The 15579-nt window shown below is 42.6% G+C and carries 17 protein-coding genes and 1 riboswitch; of the genes, 12 read left to right on the top strand and 5 right to left on the bottom strand.

Annotation, left to right across the window (positions count from 1 at the left end; genetic code table 11):
* Nucleotides 1-10 precede the first annotated feature (10 nt).
* Nucleotides 11-325 (top strand): hypothetical protein, encoded by a 315-nt coding sequence (locus tag H6G86_RS01680; protein WP_190932814.1) that lies wholly within the window; start codon nt 11-13, stop codon nt 323-325.
* Nucleotides 326-821: 496 nt separating this feature from the next.
* Nucleotides 822-1778, top strand: a complete 957-nt coding sequence (locus H6G86_RS01675; protein ID WP_190932813.1) for an aldo/keto reductase — start codon at nt 822-824, stop codon at nt 1776-1778.
* Here the strand turns inward: H6G86_RS01675 and H6G86_RS01670 are convergent.
* The 4 genes from H6G86_RS01670 to H6G86_RS01655 form a co-directional block, all read right to left on the bottom strand.
* On the bottom strand, nt 1726-2934 hold the full coding sequence (locus H6G86_RS01670) for a cysteine desulfurase family protein (RefSeq protein ID WP_190932812.1): 1209 nt from the start codon (nt 2932-2934) through the stop codon (nt 1726-1728). The genes H6G86_RS01675 and H6G86_RS01670 overlap by 53 nt on opposite strands.
* A gap of 5 nt (nt 2935-2939) precedes the next feature.
* On the bottom strand, nt 2940-3566 hold the full coding sequence (locus H6G86_RS01665; RefSeq protein ID WP_190932811.1) for a restriction endonuclease subunit R: 627 nt from the start codon (nt 3564-3566) through the stop codon (nt 2940-2942).
* A gap of 330 nt (nt 3567-3896) precedes the next feature.
* Nucleotides 3897-4376, bottom strand: a complete 480-nt coding sequence (gene bcp / locus H6G86_RS01660) for a thioredoxin-dependent thiol peroxidase (protein WP_190932917.1) — start codon at nt 4374-4376, stop codon at nt 3897-3899.
* A 155-nt stretch (nt 4377-4531) separates the two neighbouring features.
* The gene (locus tag H6G86_RS01655; protein ID WP_190932810.1) at nt 4532-6367 is read right to left on the bottom strand and encodes a WD40 repeat domain-containing serine/threonine-protein kinase; all 1836 of its coding nucleotides are present in this window, start codon (nt 6365-6367) and stop codon (nt 4532-4534) included.
* A gap of 231 nt (nt 6368-6598) precedes the next feature.
* Between H6G86_RS01655 and H6G86_RS01650 the strand changes: the two genes are divergently transcribed.
* The 10 genes from H6G86_RS01650 (at nt 6599) to arsH (ending at nt 14644) form a co-directional block, all read left to right on the top strand.
* Complete coding sequence (locus H6G86_RS01650) at nt 6599-7504, top strand: FAD-binding domain-containing protein (RefSeq protein WP_190932809.1); 906 nt, start codon at nt 6599-6601, stop codon at nt 7502-7504.
* Between the two features lie 27 nt (nt 7505-7531).
* Nucleotides 7532-7948, top strand: a complete 417-nt coding sequence (locus tag H6G86_RS01645; RefSeq protein ID WP_190932808.1) for a putative universal stress family protein — start codon at nt 7532-7534, stop codon at nt 7946-7948.
* 95 nt (nt 7949-8043) lie between these two features.
* A riboswitch (adenosylcobalamin-variant (AdoCbl-variant) riboswitch) is annotated at nt 8044-8134 on the top strand.
* Complete coding sequence (gene cobG, locus H6G86_RS01640) at nt 8101-9678, top strand: precorrin-3B synthase (protein ID WP_190932807.1); 1578 nt, start codon at nt 8101-8103, stop codon at nt 9676-9678. It overlaps the preceding riboswitch by 34 nt.
* A 55-nt stretch (nt 9679-9733) precedes the next feature.
* Complete coding sequence (locus H6G86_RS01635) at nt 9734-10360, top strand: precorrin-8X methylmutase (RefSeq protein ID WP_190932806.1); 627 nt, start codon at nt 9734-9736, stop codon at nt 10358-10360.
* Nucleotides 10360-11067, top strand: coding sequence for a precorrin-2 C(20)-methyltransferase (locus H6G86_RS01630; protein WP_114084811.1), 708 nt, complete (start codon nt 10360-10362; stop codon nt 11065-11067). The genes H6G86_RS01635 and H6G86_RS01630 overlap by 1 nt, the downstream gene beginning before the upstream one ends.
* A gap of 123 nt (nt 11068-11190) precedes the next feature.
* Nucleotides 11191-11340 (top strand): hypothetical protein, encoded by a 150-nt coding sequence (locus tag H6G86_RS01625; RefSeq protein ID WP_190932805.1) that lies wholly within the window; start codon nt 11191-11193, stop codon nt 11338-11340.
* Between the two features lie 30 nt (nt 11341-11370).
* Entirely contained in the window at nt 11371-11697 is a 327-nt protein-coding gene (locus H6G86_RS01620) for an ArsR/SmtB family transcription factor (RefSeq protein WP_012412683.1), read from the top strand.
* Nucleotides 11698-11893: 196 nt separating this feature from the next.
* Nucleotides 11894-12955 (top strand): ACR3 family arsenite efflux transporter, encoded by a 1062-nt coding sequence (arsB, locus tag H6G86_RS01615; RefSeq protein WP_190932804.1) that lies wholly within the window; start codon nt 11894-11896, stop codon nt 12953-12955.
* A gap of 36 nt (nt 12956-12991) precedes the next feature.
* Complete coding sequence (gene arsC / locus H6G86_RS01610) at nt 12992-13393, top strand: arsenate reductase, glutathione/glutaredoxin type (RefSeq protein WP_190932803.1); 402 nt, start codon at nt 12992-12994, stop codon at nt 13391-13393.
* A gap of 585 nt (nt 13394-13978) precedes the next feature.
* Nucleotides 13979-14644, top strand: coding sequence for an arsenical resistance protein ArsH (gene arsH / locus H6G86_RS01605; RefSeq protein ID WP_190932802.1), 666 nt, complete (start codon nt 13979-13981; stop codon nt 14642-14644).
* Nucleotides 14645-14716: 72 nt separating this feature from the next.
* On the opposite strand, the gene H6G86_RS01600 is transcribed toward arsH, so the two are convergent.
* The gene (locus H6G86_RS01600; protein ID WP_114084817.1) at nt 14717-15403 is read right to left on the bottom strand and encodes a PHP domain-containing protein; all 687 of its coding nucleotides are present in this window, start codon (nt 15401-15403) and stop codon (nt 14717-14719) included.
* Nucleotides 15404-15579 lie beyond the last annotated feature (176 nt).

Genomic DNA, 15579 nt, shown 5'->3' with positions numbered 1-15579 from the left:
GGAATGGGGAATGGGAAATGGGAAATGGGGAATGGGGAATGGGGAATGGGCAGGGGAGTTTTTAGCAGCACCTCGCCCTTCTGCTTCTTTTCAATTCCCAATGCCCAATTCTGAATGCCCCTACCAAGGAAGTACGCCATCTTCGTCAAAAAGCCCTCCGCTAAAACCATTTCCCGTAGCGATCGCTACGGGAAATGGTACGGTATCCTTGGTATTGATTAATCTCAGTTGCTGTGAAACTAGGGTCAGAAGCATTGACTTCAATCAGGGTATCTTTAAATTCAGCAGCCAACAGAACTGCGATCGCATTCACTGTCGTCTTTAATGAGTTATAGGCAAGAAGCTTAAAATTAGCGAACTCATAATTTGGATCGAGTTCTGAGTCAGAGAATCTAAACCACTTGATAAATTTACTCTTCGCCCTGCTGTTGACTTCTTTAAAAGTGGCAGCAGGGCTTTTGTAACTGTAAACACTCCAAATACATTGGTTTCAACTGATAACTTTTACTATCTTTAAGCAAGTTTAGTGTATATGTTGTAGTGTGTCTCAATACAACATTTAGGATTTAGTAATCTTACAGAAGTAGTGATTGGCTGTCGTGTATCTACTAGTAGTCTGCCAACCCAAAAATGCGCTTGTGAGGTCTGAGGAAAGGGGAAAGGGTAAGAGATTTAAAACCTTTCCCCCTTTCCCCTTACCCTTTACCCCGCCAAGTTCACTTGGCGAACTACTAGTAGTGATTCACACCGCAGATAGCGGTTTAGAAAATATTTGCGCCTTACACTAGCAATTGACTCAAAAATCATTAAATAGGATAGATATGCAAACTAAACAACTTGGCAATTCGGAGCTTCACATTACCCCGATTGGCTTTGGTGCTTGGGCGATTGGTGGAGGTGGCTGGGCTTTTGGTTGGGGAGCGCAAGACGATCAAGAATCTATTGAAGCGATCGCTCGCGCTCTCGATCTCGGCGTTAATTGGATTGACACCGCAGCTATCTATGGTCTGGGACATTCTGAGGAAGTTGTTGCTAAGGCGCTCAAAGGTCGATCTAGTCGCCCCTATATTTTCACTAAATGCTCAATGATTTGGGATGAAAAGGGCGAAATTGGTCGTAGTCTGAAAGCGGATTCTGTGCGGCGGGAAGTTGAAGCTAGTTTGCGCCGACTGGATATTGAAACCATTGACCTCTACCAAATCCACTGGCCTAACCCTGCTACAGAAATTGAAGAAGGCTGGACGACTCTCGCCAAGCTTAAGGATGAAGGGAAGGTTCGCTATATCGGGGTTTCAAATTTCAATGTCGAACAGTTGAAGCGTATCCAGGAGATTGCACCAGTTACCTCATTACAACCGCCTTATTCATTGGTTAAGCGCGATGTTGAAAACGAGATTCTGCCTTTTTGTAAGGAAAATAACATTGGTGTAATTGTATATTCACCAATGCAATCTGGCTTGCTTACAGGAAAGATGACATCTGAGCGGGTTGCCAATTTACCAGATGATGATTGGCGTAAGAAGAGTGATGAGTTTAAGGAGCCACGTTTATCTCGTAACCTGAAGTTAGTCGAGGTGTTGCAGCACATTGGTGAGCAACACGATCGCTCCGCCGGAGAGGTAGCGATCGCTTGGACTTTAAACAATCCGGCGGTGACGGCTGCGATCGTTGGCGCACGCAATCCCAAGCAGGTGGAAGGAATTATTGCTGCTGGAGAATTTCGCCTCAATCAGCAGGAGCTAGATCAAATTGCTGCTTTCCTTGGCGAGAATCCATAGAAGAAGGCTGGCGTAAACTTTGAATAGTAGCGATCGCATGTTTGGCGACAATATCAATTTCCTCTTGGGTATTAAACCGTCCAATACCAAACCGCACTGAGGCATAAGCTAGCTGTTGGGGGTTTCCCAGTGCTGTCAGAACACTGGAGGGTGCTGTACTTGCCGAGGAGCAAGCAGATCCCGAAGAAACCGCCATTACTGGCTGCAATCCTAGCAAAAGTGCGGCTCCATCCACCCCCTCAACACTGATATTCAAGTTTCCCGCCAATCGCTGTTGAGGATGTCCGTTGAGATGAATTCCTTCAAGTTGGGAAAGCTGTGACCACAAGCTTTGTCTTAACTGGGTGAGGCGTTGGTTTTCTGTTGCTTGTTCTGCTAAAGCGATTTCTACAGCTTTCCCAAAGCCGACAATTTGCGGTGTATACAATGTCCCAGAACGCATCCCCCGTTCATGCCCGCCGCCGTGTTGCTGGGGAGCGAGTTGCACTCTGGGATCGCGCCTGCGGACGTACAGCGCCCCAATCCCCTTTGGCCCAAATACTTTGTGTGCTGTTAGCGACATCAAATCAATTTTCATCTTTTGCACATCAAGGGGAGTTTTACCAATAGCTTGGGCTGCATCGGTGTGAAAAATGATGTTGTAAGCATGGCATAGTTCCCCAATTTCAGCTATTGGCTGTAAAACGCCAATTTCGTTATTTGCAGCCATCACCGAAACCAAAATTGTCTCAGGACGGAAAGCTTTGTTTAACTCAGTTAAATCAATCAGTCCATCTTTTTTAACTGGGAGAATAGTGATTTCAAAACCGAGAGTTTTTAAATAATTACAAGGGTCAAGAACTGCATTATGTTCAGTGGCGACAGTAATAATATGCTGACCTTTTTTAAAATAAGCTTCGGCAACACCTTTAATAGCTAAATTATTAGCTTCTGTTGCACCACTTGTAAAAACAATTTCTTCGGGAGTGGCATTAATTGCTGCTGCTAAAATCTCTCGTGTTTGTTTGACAGCAGCTTCTGATTCCCAACCATAAACATGACCAATACTAGATGCGTTGCCAAACTTTTCTGTGAAGTAAGGGATCATTGCCGCTAATACCCGTTCATCTACGGGTGTAGTAGCGTGGCAATCAAGGTATATAGGGCGAATAGACATAATTATTAACTCAAACTTTGACTCAAATTTTTTAATACGCTTAGAACCTGATACAGTTCACTTTTCCGTTTCAAAAGTGTAAATTCATCAGACAAGGCATACTTTGGTATATTTTGTTTAGTCAGTTTTATAAAAATGAAATGACTACCATTTGTTACTAATCCAAAAGTAGGTTTGTCTTGACTAGGATTAGACAGCATATAAACAAGTGCTTGCGGTACAGCTTCTAAAAGAGAAAAGCTAGACCTTTTAGATTCAATTACTAACAACCAGAATTGTTCTTGAATAACTAAAACATCAATTCTACCTCTAATGATTTCTCCTTCATCTTCCGCAGAAATTCCTATTGATTCCTCGCCTCTTATATAAAAAGGCTCATCATAAAATCCAGCTAAATTGAGTAAAGGAGATAAAACTACTAATTTCACCGTTTCTTCTGACAAAGGAGGACGCTTGACTAAGCGGAGAAAATGAAGTTTTATTCTGTCTAAATCTTGCTTTTCTAAATCTGTAATTTCCGGTAAATTTTCAAACCATTCTGTGAAGAATGCCTCATCTTCGGCTAGCTGTAAACTAAATTTTTTCTCCAAATAGGCAAGCCCAATATTTTGTGCTTGGATAAATTGAACCATAATTTATGCAACTTTATATTCTATCAAACAAAACCTAGTTTTGTTTTGCATAACGTTAAAAATTCTTGCTCTGATACCGATTCTGTATGAAGATGCGCTAAACCATATTTAGGTATAAGAAAGAAAAACGAACCGCAAAGGACGCAAAGGACACAAAGAAAGAAGAAGTTAAAAGGGTTTGGCGCAACCTCACAAAGAAATGGTATGAATAGACTCTTTGACTTGAATCATAGACAACACAGACCATTTTTTGGCAAACTTACACGCAAATAGCCATAGTTCCTCACTCATTGAAGTTTTGCTGACATTTATTAAGACTCACTGAGAATTTTACGTGGCTGCTAATTCCTGTAATTTAGTTAAAACTGCCTGAGCATGACCTTTGGCTTTTACGTTCGGCCAAGCATAGGCAATAATTTTATCAGGTGAAATGAGAAAAGTTGAACGAGCAACACCCATATATTCTTTTCCCATAAATTTTTTTAAGCGCCAAGCGCCGTAGGCTTCTGTCAAAATATGTTCTGGGTCACTCAAGAGGGTGATTGACAAGTTATGTTTGCTGATAAATTTACAATGGGACTTACCCAAATCTGGACTCACGCCTAAGATTTTCGCTCCCAGTTCGCCGAAGTCTTGATACAACTCGGTAAAATCTTTCGCTTCGGTGGTACAACCGGGTGTGTCATCTTTGGGGTAGAAGTAGAGGATAACCCACTGACTGCTGAGGTCGTCGAGAGTGACTGCATTGCCATTTTGGTCAGGGGTGGAGAAATCTGGTGCTGGTTGTCCGACTTGGGGAATGTTGCTCATGATGGAGGTGTGAGAGATTGCGTAAGCGTAGCTCGTCGTAGACATTGCTTTAGAATTGTACATATATTGAGCGATCGTTCTTATTCACAAATGTCACGAATTTATCAACATAATTCTGATTTACCTAAAGTTCGGACTGTTTTCTTACTTCTAAATTAATGCATTCGCCAAACCTTGATCGTAGTATCTTTACCTCCACTGACCAAAATCTGTCCATCTGGGCTAAATACAAGTGCATTTACACCATCTAAATGAGCATTGACAGTGTAAATTTCTTGCCCATTGCTTAAATCCCAAACTTTAATTTTTTCGTCATCACTGCCACTTACCACTGTCTGACTATCTGGACTAATTGCCACAGAATTAACAGCATCTGAATGTCCACTAAGAGTATAAATTTGCTCTCCAGTATTCAGATTCCATACAATAATTGTTTTATCTTCACTAGCACTTACTAAAATTTGATCATTTGAGCTAATGGCAAGACTACTAACGCGCTCTAAATGCCCAGTTAAAGTTGATTTTGGCCAAACCTTGATTGTGGTATCCCAGCTACCACTAGCTACATATCCATTTGGACTAATTGCTACTGAAGTAACTCTGTAATCATGTGTAGCTAAAGTGCGAATATAGTCTCCTGTTTTTAGATTCCATAGTGCTACTATTCCATTAGAACCACCACTAATTACTGTCTCCTGATCTGAGCCAATTGCTATAGACAGAATATACGCTGAGTTTGCTATAATAGTGCTGATTTCCTCACCATTCTTCAAGTTCCAAATTTTAATTTTATTATCATAACTACTACTAACTAAAGTTTGCCCATCGGCACTAATTGCTAAAGAAATTATTTGTTTTGAATGTCCTGTAATGGTAAGAATTTCCTTGCCATTTTTCAGGTTCCATACTTTGATTGTCTTGTCATTAATGCCACTAGCCAAAGTCTGCCCATCTGGGCTAATAGCTAAAGTCAATACAGCTTCCGAGTGTCCATAGTTCCAACTACCAAGAGTGCGTTCTAAAGAAAATATTTCCCCCTTGACTGTTGGTAATACTTTGACAGGCTCTGGTTTCGTTAATTTTGTGGGATATAAAGTCTCGTTAATTTCTACCAATCTTTCCAAAATTATCTGGGTATTGGCTGGGCGATCCTTTACTGGTCGCATCATCAGATGATCGATAAAATCTGCTAACAAAGGAGATATATGATTAGCTTTATCACGCCAGTTTAGACCAGCAGTGTATGGATCGCCATAGGGATCATCCATTAGTTCAAGAGGATACTTTCCTGTCAGCAAATGCACAAAAGTACGACCCAAGGCAAAGAAATCAGACTGCGGAACAGCATGACCATTGATTTGCTCTAATGGAGCATAGCCATCAGAAACAAATTTTGTGATTTGGCCTGCTACTTGTTTTTTCTCGTAGGTTCCGGTAATTTCCCGCGCGATACCAAAGTCGATTAACACCAATTGTCCATCGGCAGTTAGCATAATGTTTGAAGGCTTAATATCCCGATGGAAAAACTGCTGCTGATGTACTTCGTGTAAAATATTCGCCAACTGTGTTAGCCAAAGGACTGCTTGCTTTTCACTGATTGGACGATTGTCACGTTTTTTTAACCATTCGTGTAAATCTTCACCATCAATTTTATCCATTACCAAACAGTGAACTGGCTCTTGGCTATTTTGAGGAAAAAACTTGAAATATTCCTCAGCATTAGGAATTCCTGGATGATTTAGTCGCTTTAAAACTTCAGCTTCTTGCTGAAAAAGTGATACCGCTTTAGTTTGATTTAGTATAAGAACCTTCAAAATTTTTAGCTTTCCACTGTCACTTACCTCAAATGTTTTAGCAAAGCCACCTTGGCCTATAGGTCGTGTTACTCGATAACACCCTTCTAGTAGCAATTCAGAGCCACAGCTTTGACAGTGCAGTAGATTATCAGGGTTGTCAGTATTTTGGCAGTTAGGATTGATGCACAAGCTCATCGTCTTGAAAAGTGACAGATTTATCTGATATCTTAGCTTTACTTACTGATAACCTGAAAAAAATCAGTATCAAAGCGATGCTTGCAGCAAGCTATGCCTACGCACCCATTTATATTTGCTTATAAACAGTTCTCTCATAAGGTTGAGAGCGATCGCTCATATTTATCCGCCATAATAATGACTTAACCTACAGGTATTTTTGTTTATTTATTCCCACCCTTCAAAGTTCACATGGCTAAAGATATGCAACGCGAATTTACCAACCGCGATGAGTTGGTAGCCTATCTCCGCGAACAATTCCCAGATGCGGCACGACGCGATGACCACATCAGCGAAACAGTGGGGGGACGGAAAGCAGCACAAGAAGCGCTGCAAAAAATCGACCCAGTACGTTACGCGCAAACACGTAATTTTTTCACAGGTGCGGTGACGCGACTTTCGCCTTATATCCGTTATGGCGTTTTGAGTTTGCGAGAAATTCGAGATTATGCCTTTGACCAGATACAGCAAAAAAACGATGCTACGAAACTAATTAATGAGTTAGGTTGGCGCGACTATTGGCAACGGTTGTATGTAAAGTTAGAGGATGGAATCTGGAAAGACCAGGAAGAGTACAAAACTGGTTACACTGTGGCTGAATATTTACCCGAATTGCCGCAAGATATCAGACAAGGAATCACAGGCAGAGTTTGCATCGACAGTTTTAGCCGTGATTTAAAAGAAACTGGCTATCTACATAACCATGCACGAATGTGGCTAGCAGCTTACATTGTCCATTGGCGGCGTATTGGTTGGCAAGCAGGAGCCAAGTGGTTTCTCGAACACCTTTTAGATGGTGATCCTGCTAGCAATAATATGTCATGGCAGTGGGTTGCCAGCACCTTTAGTCAGAAACCGTATTTTTTCAATCGTGAGAACTTAGAACGCTACACTGAAGGCGTTTATTGCCAGAAATGTCCGCTTTACGGTCATTGTGATTTTGAAGGCAGCTATGAAGAATTAGAACAGCGACTTTTTCCCAAAGGAGAATTTAGAAAACAAGCCAATAGCCAAAGTTGGCAGCGTGATAAAAAAGGGAAGGGGAGCAGGGGGAGTGGAGGAGGACAAGGGGGACGAGGGGGACAAGGAAGACAATAATAACTCTTGACAAATGACAAATAACAAATGACTAAACCAATTGTTTGGGTGCATGGAGACTGCCTCAGTCCATACAACCCCGGATTACAAAAATACCCCGATGCCCCAGCTATCTGGGTTTGGGACGAGGCTTTGATAGATGAGTGGCAACTGAGTCTTAAACGCCTCACTTTTATTTACGAATGCTTGCTAGAGTTACCCGTTGTTATTCGTCGTGGCGATGTAGGACAAGAAATTTTAGCTTTTGCGAGAGAACATGATGCGAATTTAGTCGTCACAGCCAACAGTCCCAGTCCCCGGTTTGATGATATCTGCAATCAAATAGAGGGTTCTATAGCAGTGGAAACGCTAGAGGTAGAACCATTTTTTGACTATGATGGATATATTGACCTGAAGCGGTTCTCGCGCTATTGGAAAGTGGCTCAAAATTATGTTTTTGAATAGCCAAATTAGCGATTGCTTTTTCTAGCAACAGACGCAAGATTTTGCGATCGCAACTCCCACTATTAAATTTTCTGACTACCTTCTCGTGCTAAATTATTAAAGCTTGGTGTTGGGAAACTCCGGTAAAATTCCGGGACTGTGCCGCAGCTGTGATGGGATCACCCAAGTCAGAATGCCAACTCTCAAGATGTCACACTCACCATCTACTCCCTGCGTTGCACGGGGAAGGAGTTCCAAGTTTGCTTTCTGGATTTGCCACTTGTCCTGGCTTGTTTTATGCTACACCCGCCGCTGATGGTATATTATCTCGCATTAGAATACCAGGTGGAATTATTAGTAGTCAGCAGTGCCGTGCGATCGCAGATATAGCAGACCAGCATGGTGGTGGCTATGTTGATGTCACTAATCGAGCTAACCTACAAGTCCGCGAAATTCGCACGGGGATAAATAGTGAGGTTTTGCAGCACTTACAGGATATGGGATTGGGTTCTCGCAATTCTGTTGTAGACCACATCCGTAATATTATGACCAGCCCAACTGCTGGTATTGACCCGCAAGAATTAATCGACACTCGCCCTTTTGTCCAAGGTTGGGATAATTATATTGCTGAACATCCGGCGCTTTCGGGACTATCGGCAAAATTTAGCGTTTGCTTTGATGGTGGTGGAATTATTCGGGTGTGCGATCGCCTAAATGATATCTTATTCGCTGCTGTCTTAGTCGATGCTGATGTTTACTTCCGCCTCTATCTCAGTGTCGGCGCAAAGGGTCAACCGCCTAGCGATACAGGGATTTTGTTAACACCAGAGCAATGTTTACCCGTCTTAGCAGCTTTAACAGAGGTCTATCTAGCTCATAGTAATACTACAAATAATCGCCGGCTACGTCTCTTAGAGTTATTGAATACTTTGGGTTATGAAAATTATCTCCAAGAAGTTCAGCAGCGCTTACTTTTTTCTCTTTTATGCAGTGACCTAACCCCCCAACCCCCTTCCCTACGAGGGAAGGGGGAGAAATTCTCCCCTCTCATTGCAGGAGAGAGGTTGGGGGAGCGGTCAGAGGGGAAATATCAGCATATTGGCATCCATCCCCAACGTCAGCAAGGCTTATTTTACATTGGTCTGGTGTTACCTCTTGGACGGTTGGAGAGTAAGCAGATGAAGGGTTTGGCAGATTTAGCAGCAAAATATGGTAGCGGCACTCTTCGGTTAACCCCCTGGCAAAATTTGCTGCTAACAGATATTCCTCACCAATGGGTTGCTGATGTTCACAATGAAATTGCTTTCTTAGGATTAGATACCTCAGCAACTAACATCAAGAGTGCGTTAATTGCCTGTTCTGGAAACAAAGGTTGTGCCTCTTCTGCCACAGACACTAAAAGTCATGCGTTGGCATTAGCAGAGTATCTTGAAACTCGCGTTACTCTGGATTGTCCAGTTAATATCCACTTTAGTGGCTGTGAAAAATCTTGCGCCCAGCATAACAAGAGTGATATTACATTGCTCGGTGTCAGCATTGAGGATGGCAATGGAACTGTAGAAGGTTATCACGTTTATGTTGGTGACAGCGAGCATAAATTTGGACGGGAAATATATCAATATGTGACTTTTGCGGAACTACCTGCATTAATAAAGCGGATGCTAGATGTATATAAAATTCAACGCTTGAATCTTGATGAATCCTTCAGGGAATTTAGCAATCGATGTGTGATCGCTCAATTACAACTGTGATTCAATAAACACTTAGGTTCCCTGCTGCCTGCTAAACAAATCAATCCAAAATCGAATGCCCGACTACATCCGAGATGCCAACGAAATTTACCGTAATTCTTTTGCAATCATCCGGTCAGAAGCAAACCTAGATATGCTGCCACCAGATGTAGCAAAAGTTGCTGTGCGTCTTATTCATGCCTGTGGGATGACGGATATTGTCACTGACTTGGGATATTCACCAACAGCAGTGCAATCCGCAAGGGCAGCGCTAGCAGAGGGAGCGCCAATTTTATGCGATTGTCGGATGGTTGCCGATGGCGTTACTAGGCGACGGTTATCTGCAAACAATCAAGTTATCTGTACCCTCAACGAGCCGGAAGTCCCAGAAATGGCCCAGCGTCTTGGTACTACAAGGTCGGCAGCAGCATTGGAATTATGGCGATCGCATCTGGAGGGATCGGTAATTGCAATTGGTAATGCGCCCACAGCACTATTTAGACTCTTAGAAATGCTCGATGAGGGAGCTAACAAACCTGCGATTATCTTAGGCTTTCCAGTGGGATTTGTCGGTGCAGCCGAATCGAAAGCGGCGCTGGCAGCAGATAGCAGGAATGTACCATTTTTAACATTACACGGTCGGCGCGGTGGAAGTGCGATCGCGGCCGCCGCAGTTAACGCCCTGGCAACGGAGGAAGAATAATGAGCAAAATCAAAGGTCGTCTCTATGGAATTGGTGTAGGCCCCGGCGATCCCGAATTATTGACTCTGAAAGCATTGCGGCTATTACGTGCGGCTCCTGTGGTAGCTTATCAATCAGCCACAGATAAAGAAAGTGTCGCTAGAGCGATCGTGGCGCAATATCTTCCTGGTAATCAAATCGAGGTGTTATTTCACCTCCCCCGCGCTTTGGAACCAGAAAAGGCTAAGTCTATTTATGACAAGGAAATTCAACCAATCGCCGACCATTTAGCAGCAGGTCGAGATGTGGTGGTGTTATGCGAGGGCGATCCATTTTTCTATGGTTCCTTCATGTACGTTTTCACACGATTATCTGAAGAGTACCCAACAGAAGTTATCCCCGGAGTTTCCTCGCTGATGGCTTGTCCGGTAGCTTTGGGTGTACCTTTCACTTACTACACCGATATTCTCACAGTCTTACCCGCCCCATTGCCAGCAGAAGAACTGACTACACATTTGTTGATGACTGATGCAGCAGCAATTATGAAGCTAGGTCGTCACTTTACCAAAGTACGGGATATCCTGCATAAATTAGGGCTAGCATCACGGGCAAGATATATTGAGCGGGCATCAACATCACAGCAACGCATCATACCCTTGGATGAAGTTGATCCAGATAAAGTACCCTATTTCTCAATGATTGTGATCCCAACTAAGAATCGACTATAAACCAAAAATCAATATAGTTAAGTTAAGCATTTCTTCGTTATCTTGCTTTTTTATTTTAGCGATCGGATTTGCTGGATTTGGATAAATTTATAATACGTACAAAACTGATAAATACAAGACGCGATGAATCGCGTCTCTACAAGGGGAGATCAAAAAAACGATGCCTGCGGCGGGCTACGCCTACGCATTCCCATTCTGCAAACTATATTCATTGGCGTAAATGCCGAGCATCATTCACAATGCAATGATGCCTATTACTTTGCGATGATTTAGACTTTACTATAAATACTTCAAAAAAAATTGATGGCTCCTAATAGCACCTTCACTCCTGATGCGATCGCTGCTGGCTTTCATGCCCTATCCGATCCCCTAAGAATTCAGGTCTTAGAACTCCTACGCTCTCAAGAACTATGCGTGTGCGACCTATGCGACCACCTGGGAACAACTCAGTCTAAACTGTCTTTTCACCTCAAAACCCTGAAAGAAGCGGGTTTGGTTCGCGCTCGTCAAGAAGGGCGCTGGATTTACTACAGCCTCAATCTGCCGCAATTTGTTGCCCTAGAGCAGTATCTAGCAGAATTCCGCCGCTTTAGCCCAATATTACCTATTCGTCCCCCCTGCGAAACTTAAATATTCATCAATTTTTTTTGTGATATTTTGTTTAATTTTACTTTTATAGGCATTAACAAATCAATTTTTTTTGAAATGATGGGTATATACTCTTGATATAACTCACCGAATTTTAGATTTTCAATTTTGGATGTTGGATTGAATAATCTGAAATTCCTGCTCTAAGCTCCTGCATTCATGTATGGGGTTAATTGTAATGAACAAAAAAACTGCAAAACGCCTCTCTTTTATTGATCGCTTTCTAACCTTGTGGATTTTTTTAGCAATGGCCATCGGTGTTGGCTTGGGCTATTTCTTTCCTGGAGTCGAAGCGTTTATCAACCAGTTTCAGGTGGGAGCAACCAATATACCAATTGCCATCGGGTTAATTCTGATGATGTACCCGCCCTTAGCTAAGGTGCGATACGAAGAATTAGGGGATGTATTTCGCAACGGAAAAATTCTTGGTGTATCACTAATTCAGAATTGGATCATTGGGCCAATTTTGATGTTTGCTCTGGCGGCTATTTTCTTACACGGTTATCCAGAATACATGACAGGATTAATTCTGATTGGATTAGCCCGTTGTATTGCAATGGTAGTTGTGTGGAGTGACTTGGCACGAGGCAATACAGAATACACGGCTGGATTGGTTGCCTTCAACAGCATCTTTCAAGTTATCTTTTATAGTCCTTACGCCTGGTTTTTTATCACTGTATTACCGCCACTTTTTGGCTTACAAGGTAGTGTTGTGAATGTCAGCATTGCCGAGATTGCTGAAAGTGTATTTATCTATCTTGGTATTCCCTTTTTAGCTGGATTTTTCACTCGTTTCTTCTTAGTAAAGGTGAAAAGTAAGCAGTGGTATCACGAAGAATTTGTGCCTAAAATCAGCCCGATCACGCTGATTGCTCTGTTATTTACAATCGTCGTTATGTTCAGCTTGAAAGGGAATTTGATTGTTCAGATCCCCTTAGATGTAGTGAAGATTGCAATTCCGTTGATTGTCTACTTCATCATCATGTTTCTGGTCAGCTTTTACATGGCTTGGCGCTTTAAGACGGACTATTCTAGAGCCGCAAGTGTAGCATTTACATCGGCAGGAAATAATTTTGAATTAGCGATCGCAGTTGCGATCGCAGTATTCGGCATTAATTCGGGTGTTGCTTTTGCCGCCGTTGTCGGGCCTCTGGTGGAAGTGCCTGTATTAATTGGTCTTGTTAATGTTGCTTTCTGGTTTGAAAAACGTTATTTCACAACACCGGAATCGAGAGCCTGATAAGTTTAGTCCACAATTATTCCGAGGAGTTGAACTATGAAACGTGTAATGTTCGTCTGCAAAAAGAATTCTGCCCGTTCTCAAATGGCGGAAGGCTTTGCTAAAACCCTTGGTAAAGGAAAGATTGAAGTGATTAGCTCTGGTTTAGAAGCAAGTCAGGTCAGACCAGAAGCGATCGCCACCATGAAAGAAATTGGTATCGACATTACCGATCAACACTCCAAACCCCTGAGTGATTTCCAAGCACAAGACTTTGATGTAGTGATTTCTTTGTGTGGCTGTGGCGTGAATTTGCCGCCAGAGTGGGTTATGCAGGAAGTATTTGAAGATTGGCAGTTAGACGATCCAGCAGAACAACCGGAAATTTTTCCGAGAGTCCGCGATGAGATTAAAGAACGGGTGACTCAATTAATTGAGTCTGTGAATAAAGTTTATTGACAATCAAAAAAGTATTGGTAACGCTGTTGTAGTTCATTACAGCAGTGGGAAGCATCGAATGGGAATGATACTGGCTCGTCTTATAACGGTTATCAGTTGAGTGCAATACAGACCTAACCCCCCAGCCCCTTCCCCTTGCAGCTACCGTGTATACACAAGTCTGAAATAGCTGATTAACTAGGGTTTTACCCCACCCTAACCCTCCCCTTATAAAGGCTACCGTGTACACACAAGTATAGTCCGCAAAGGTTTCAACCCTTTTAGCCCGGTAAATACCCAAATTTTGGGCAACTAGAAACTCCATTTATCCCGCTAATTTTAAGATTAGGGCAACGAAACCAAGTTTTAGGTGGGATTTCAAGACTTGTGTGTACACCGTAGCCCCTTGCAGGGAAGGGGAGTAAGATTCAAAGCCTCTTTCCTTTTAGGAGAGAGGTTTGGAGAGAGGTCAAACTGTATTGCTTCCATTCGAGAACCGCTATATAACGACGCAATTCAGAAAATCCAACACGCAAATCCTGATGTTGAATTGCGAGAAGCCCAAAGCACATTTTTGCAAGACTTGGAGGAGAATAAGCAATTACCATGACGACATTTGACCATCCGCCCAGAATTTTGTTTTTGTATGGTTCCCTACGTGAGCGTTCCTATAGCCGTCTCTTAGCAGAAGAAGCAGCACGCATTATTGAAGAATTTGGGGCAGAAGTCAAGTTTTTCGATCCCCGTGAACTGCCAATCTACGGTAGCGTACCTGACACCCACTCAAAGGTGCAGGAGTTGCGTGAATTAAGCCTGTGGTCGGAAGGACAGGTATGGTCTAGCCCAGAACTGCACGGTCAGATTTCTGGCATAATGAAAAATCAAATCGACTGGATTCCGCTTAGTATCGGAGCCGTTCGCCCGACCCAAGGCAGAACTTTGGCTGTCATGCAAGTGAGTGGCGGATCTCAGTCTTTTAATGCTGTCAACACATTAAGAATTCTTGGGCGCTGGATGCGAATGTTCACTATCCCCAATCAATCCTCAGTGGCTAAAGCATATCAAGAGTTTAATGAAGACGGCACAATGAAAGATTCGCCCTATCGCGATCGCGTTGTCGATGTGATGGAAGAACTTTACAAATTTACCTTGCTATTGCGTGACAAAGTTGATTACCTCACAGACCGCTATAGTGAACGAAAAGAAAAAGCTGTTAAAGAGACAATCAAGATCGCTTCTCAATCTCTTGAAATTAACTCTAAAAGCAATTAACTATTGGACATCCAAAAAAAAGATAACCTCCTGGCAGATTTAACCAGGAGATTTAAAAAAATTCATTCATCTTTACAAGCGTTGTAGCAGGCTCAAACCGTGGGTGTCAGTACCACAGGTATTGAAAAGAAAGTATTCATCAGCCAACTTTTGCACTTGTTCTGATTCCAATACGCTGGGTTTCCAAGGGTTAGGGTTATTGTAGGCGTAGAAAGTTTCCACACCATCGATTCCCTTTTGGGATGCAGCTGGAATTAAGTCAAAATGCGATCGCTTATAACGGGCTGGATGAGCCAGAACTGCCAATCCCCCAGCTTGATGAATAGCGGCAATCACGTTACTTGCCTGATATTCTTGGCCTGTAGTCGGCCTTCTTTGCAGATAGGGTTTCATGCTAGGGTGTTCTGGAGCAAAAGCGTAAGCCAAAATGTGAACTTCTATATCCAGAAGGTTAGCATTGATTTCTACGCCACTCCACAGGTAAGGAGTTGTTGCACCAGGATTACTCCACTTCCAATCTTCTAACCAAGCAAGGGCCGCTTGATAGCCCATAATGCCATGATGGTCAGTGATCGCCAATCCTTTTAATCCAATAGCGATCGCCTGCTCCATTAATCCACTCGGCTGCAACCTGCCATCTGAGTGGACAGTGTGCATATGAAAGTTGAATAACCTTGGACAACTGTATGCATCAATGTTCTGGAATACTTGCTTCAAAAGTTCTGCCGAAGCAGTAGTCCGGGCCAAATTTACAGCCATAACCCCCTCTGAATAAAAATATATATCCTTAACACACTAAAACGCCCTATTTACAGATGAGAAATTTCCAACACTGTAAATTAGTGTATTGGTGGCTACTTTCTCAGCTTTTTCAGCAAATTTTTCAATATGTTAAGACTACGTTAGCAAATCTTAACCTCAGTAGTCATGGGTAG

The organism is Nostoc sp. FACHB-133, from assembly GCF_014698055.1.
Classification (GTDB): Bacteria; Cyanobacteriota; Cyanobacteriia; order Cyanobacteriales; family Nostocaceae; genus Nostoc.
This window is presented reverse-complemented; position numbering and strand designations above follow the sequence as displayed.

Coding starts and splice junctions, on each gene's coding strand:
- H6G86_RS01665 (WP_190932811.1), bottom strand. CDS start 3,566: ATGGTTCAATTTATCCAAGCACAAAATATTGGGCTTGCCTATTTGGAG.
- H6G86_RS01655 (WP_190932810.1), bottom strand. CDS start 6,367: ATGAGCTTGTGCATCAATCCTAACTGCCAAAATACTGACAACCCTGAT.
- H6G86_RS01680 (WP_190932814.1), top strand. CDS start 11: ATGGGAAATGGGAAATGGGGAATGGGGAATGGGGAATGGGCAGGGGAG.
- arsC (WP_190932803.1), top strand. CDS start 12,992: ATGAAACGTGTAATGTTCGTCTGCAAAAAGAATTCTGCCCGTTCTCAA.
- arsH (WP_190932802.1), top strand. CDS start 13,979: ATGACGACATTTGACCATCCGCCCAGAATTTTGTTTTTGTATGGTTCC.
- H6G86_RS01625 (WP_190932805.1), top strand. CDS start 11,191: ATGAATCGCGTCTCTACAAGGGGAGATCAAAAAAACGATGCCTGCGGC.
- cobG (WP_190932807.1), top strand. CDS start 8,101: ATGGGATCACCCAAGTCAGAATGCCAACTCTCAAGATGTCACACTCAC.
- H6G86_RS01650 (WP_190932809.1), top strand. CDS start 6,599: ATGGCTAAAGATATGCAACGCGAATTTACCAACCGCGATGAGTTGGTA.
- H6G86_RS01675 (WP_190932813.1), top strand. CDS start 822: ATGCAAACTAAACAACTTGGCAATTCGGAGCTTCACATTACCCCGATT.
- H6G86_RS01620 (WP_012412683.1), top strand. CDS start 11,371: ATGGCTCCTAATAGCACCTTCACTCCTGATGCGATCGCTGCTGGCTTT.
- H6G86_RS01600 (WP_114084817.1), bottom strand. CDS start 15,403: ATGGCTGTAAATTTGGCCCGGACTACTGCTTCGGCAGAACTTTTGAAG.
- H6G86_RS01670 (WP_190932812.1), bottom strand. CDS start 2,934: ATGTCTATTCGCCCTATATACCTTGATTGCCACGCTACTACACCCGTA.
- H6G86_RS01635 (WP_190932806.1), top strand. CDS start 9,734: ATGCCCGACTACATCCGAGATGCCAACGAAATTTACCGTAATTCTTTT.
- bcp (WP_190932917.1), bottom strand. CDS start 4,376: ATGAGCAACATTCCCCAAGTCGGACAACCAGCACCAGATTTCTCCACC.
- H6G86_RS01630 (WP_114084811.1), top strand. CDS start 10,360: ATGAGCAAAATCAAAGGTCGTCTCTATGGAATTGGTGTAGGCCCCGGC.
- arsB (WP_190932804.1), top strand. CDS start 11,894: ATGAACAAAAAAACTGCAAAACGCCTCTCTTTTATTGATCGCTTTCTA.
- H6G86_RS01645 (WP_190932808.1), top strand. CDS start 7,532: ATGACTAAACCAATTGTTTGGGTGCATGGAGACTGCCTCAGTCCATAC.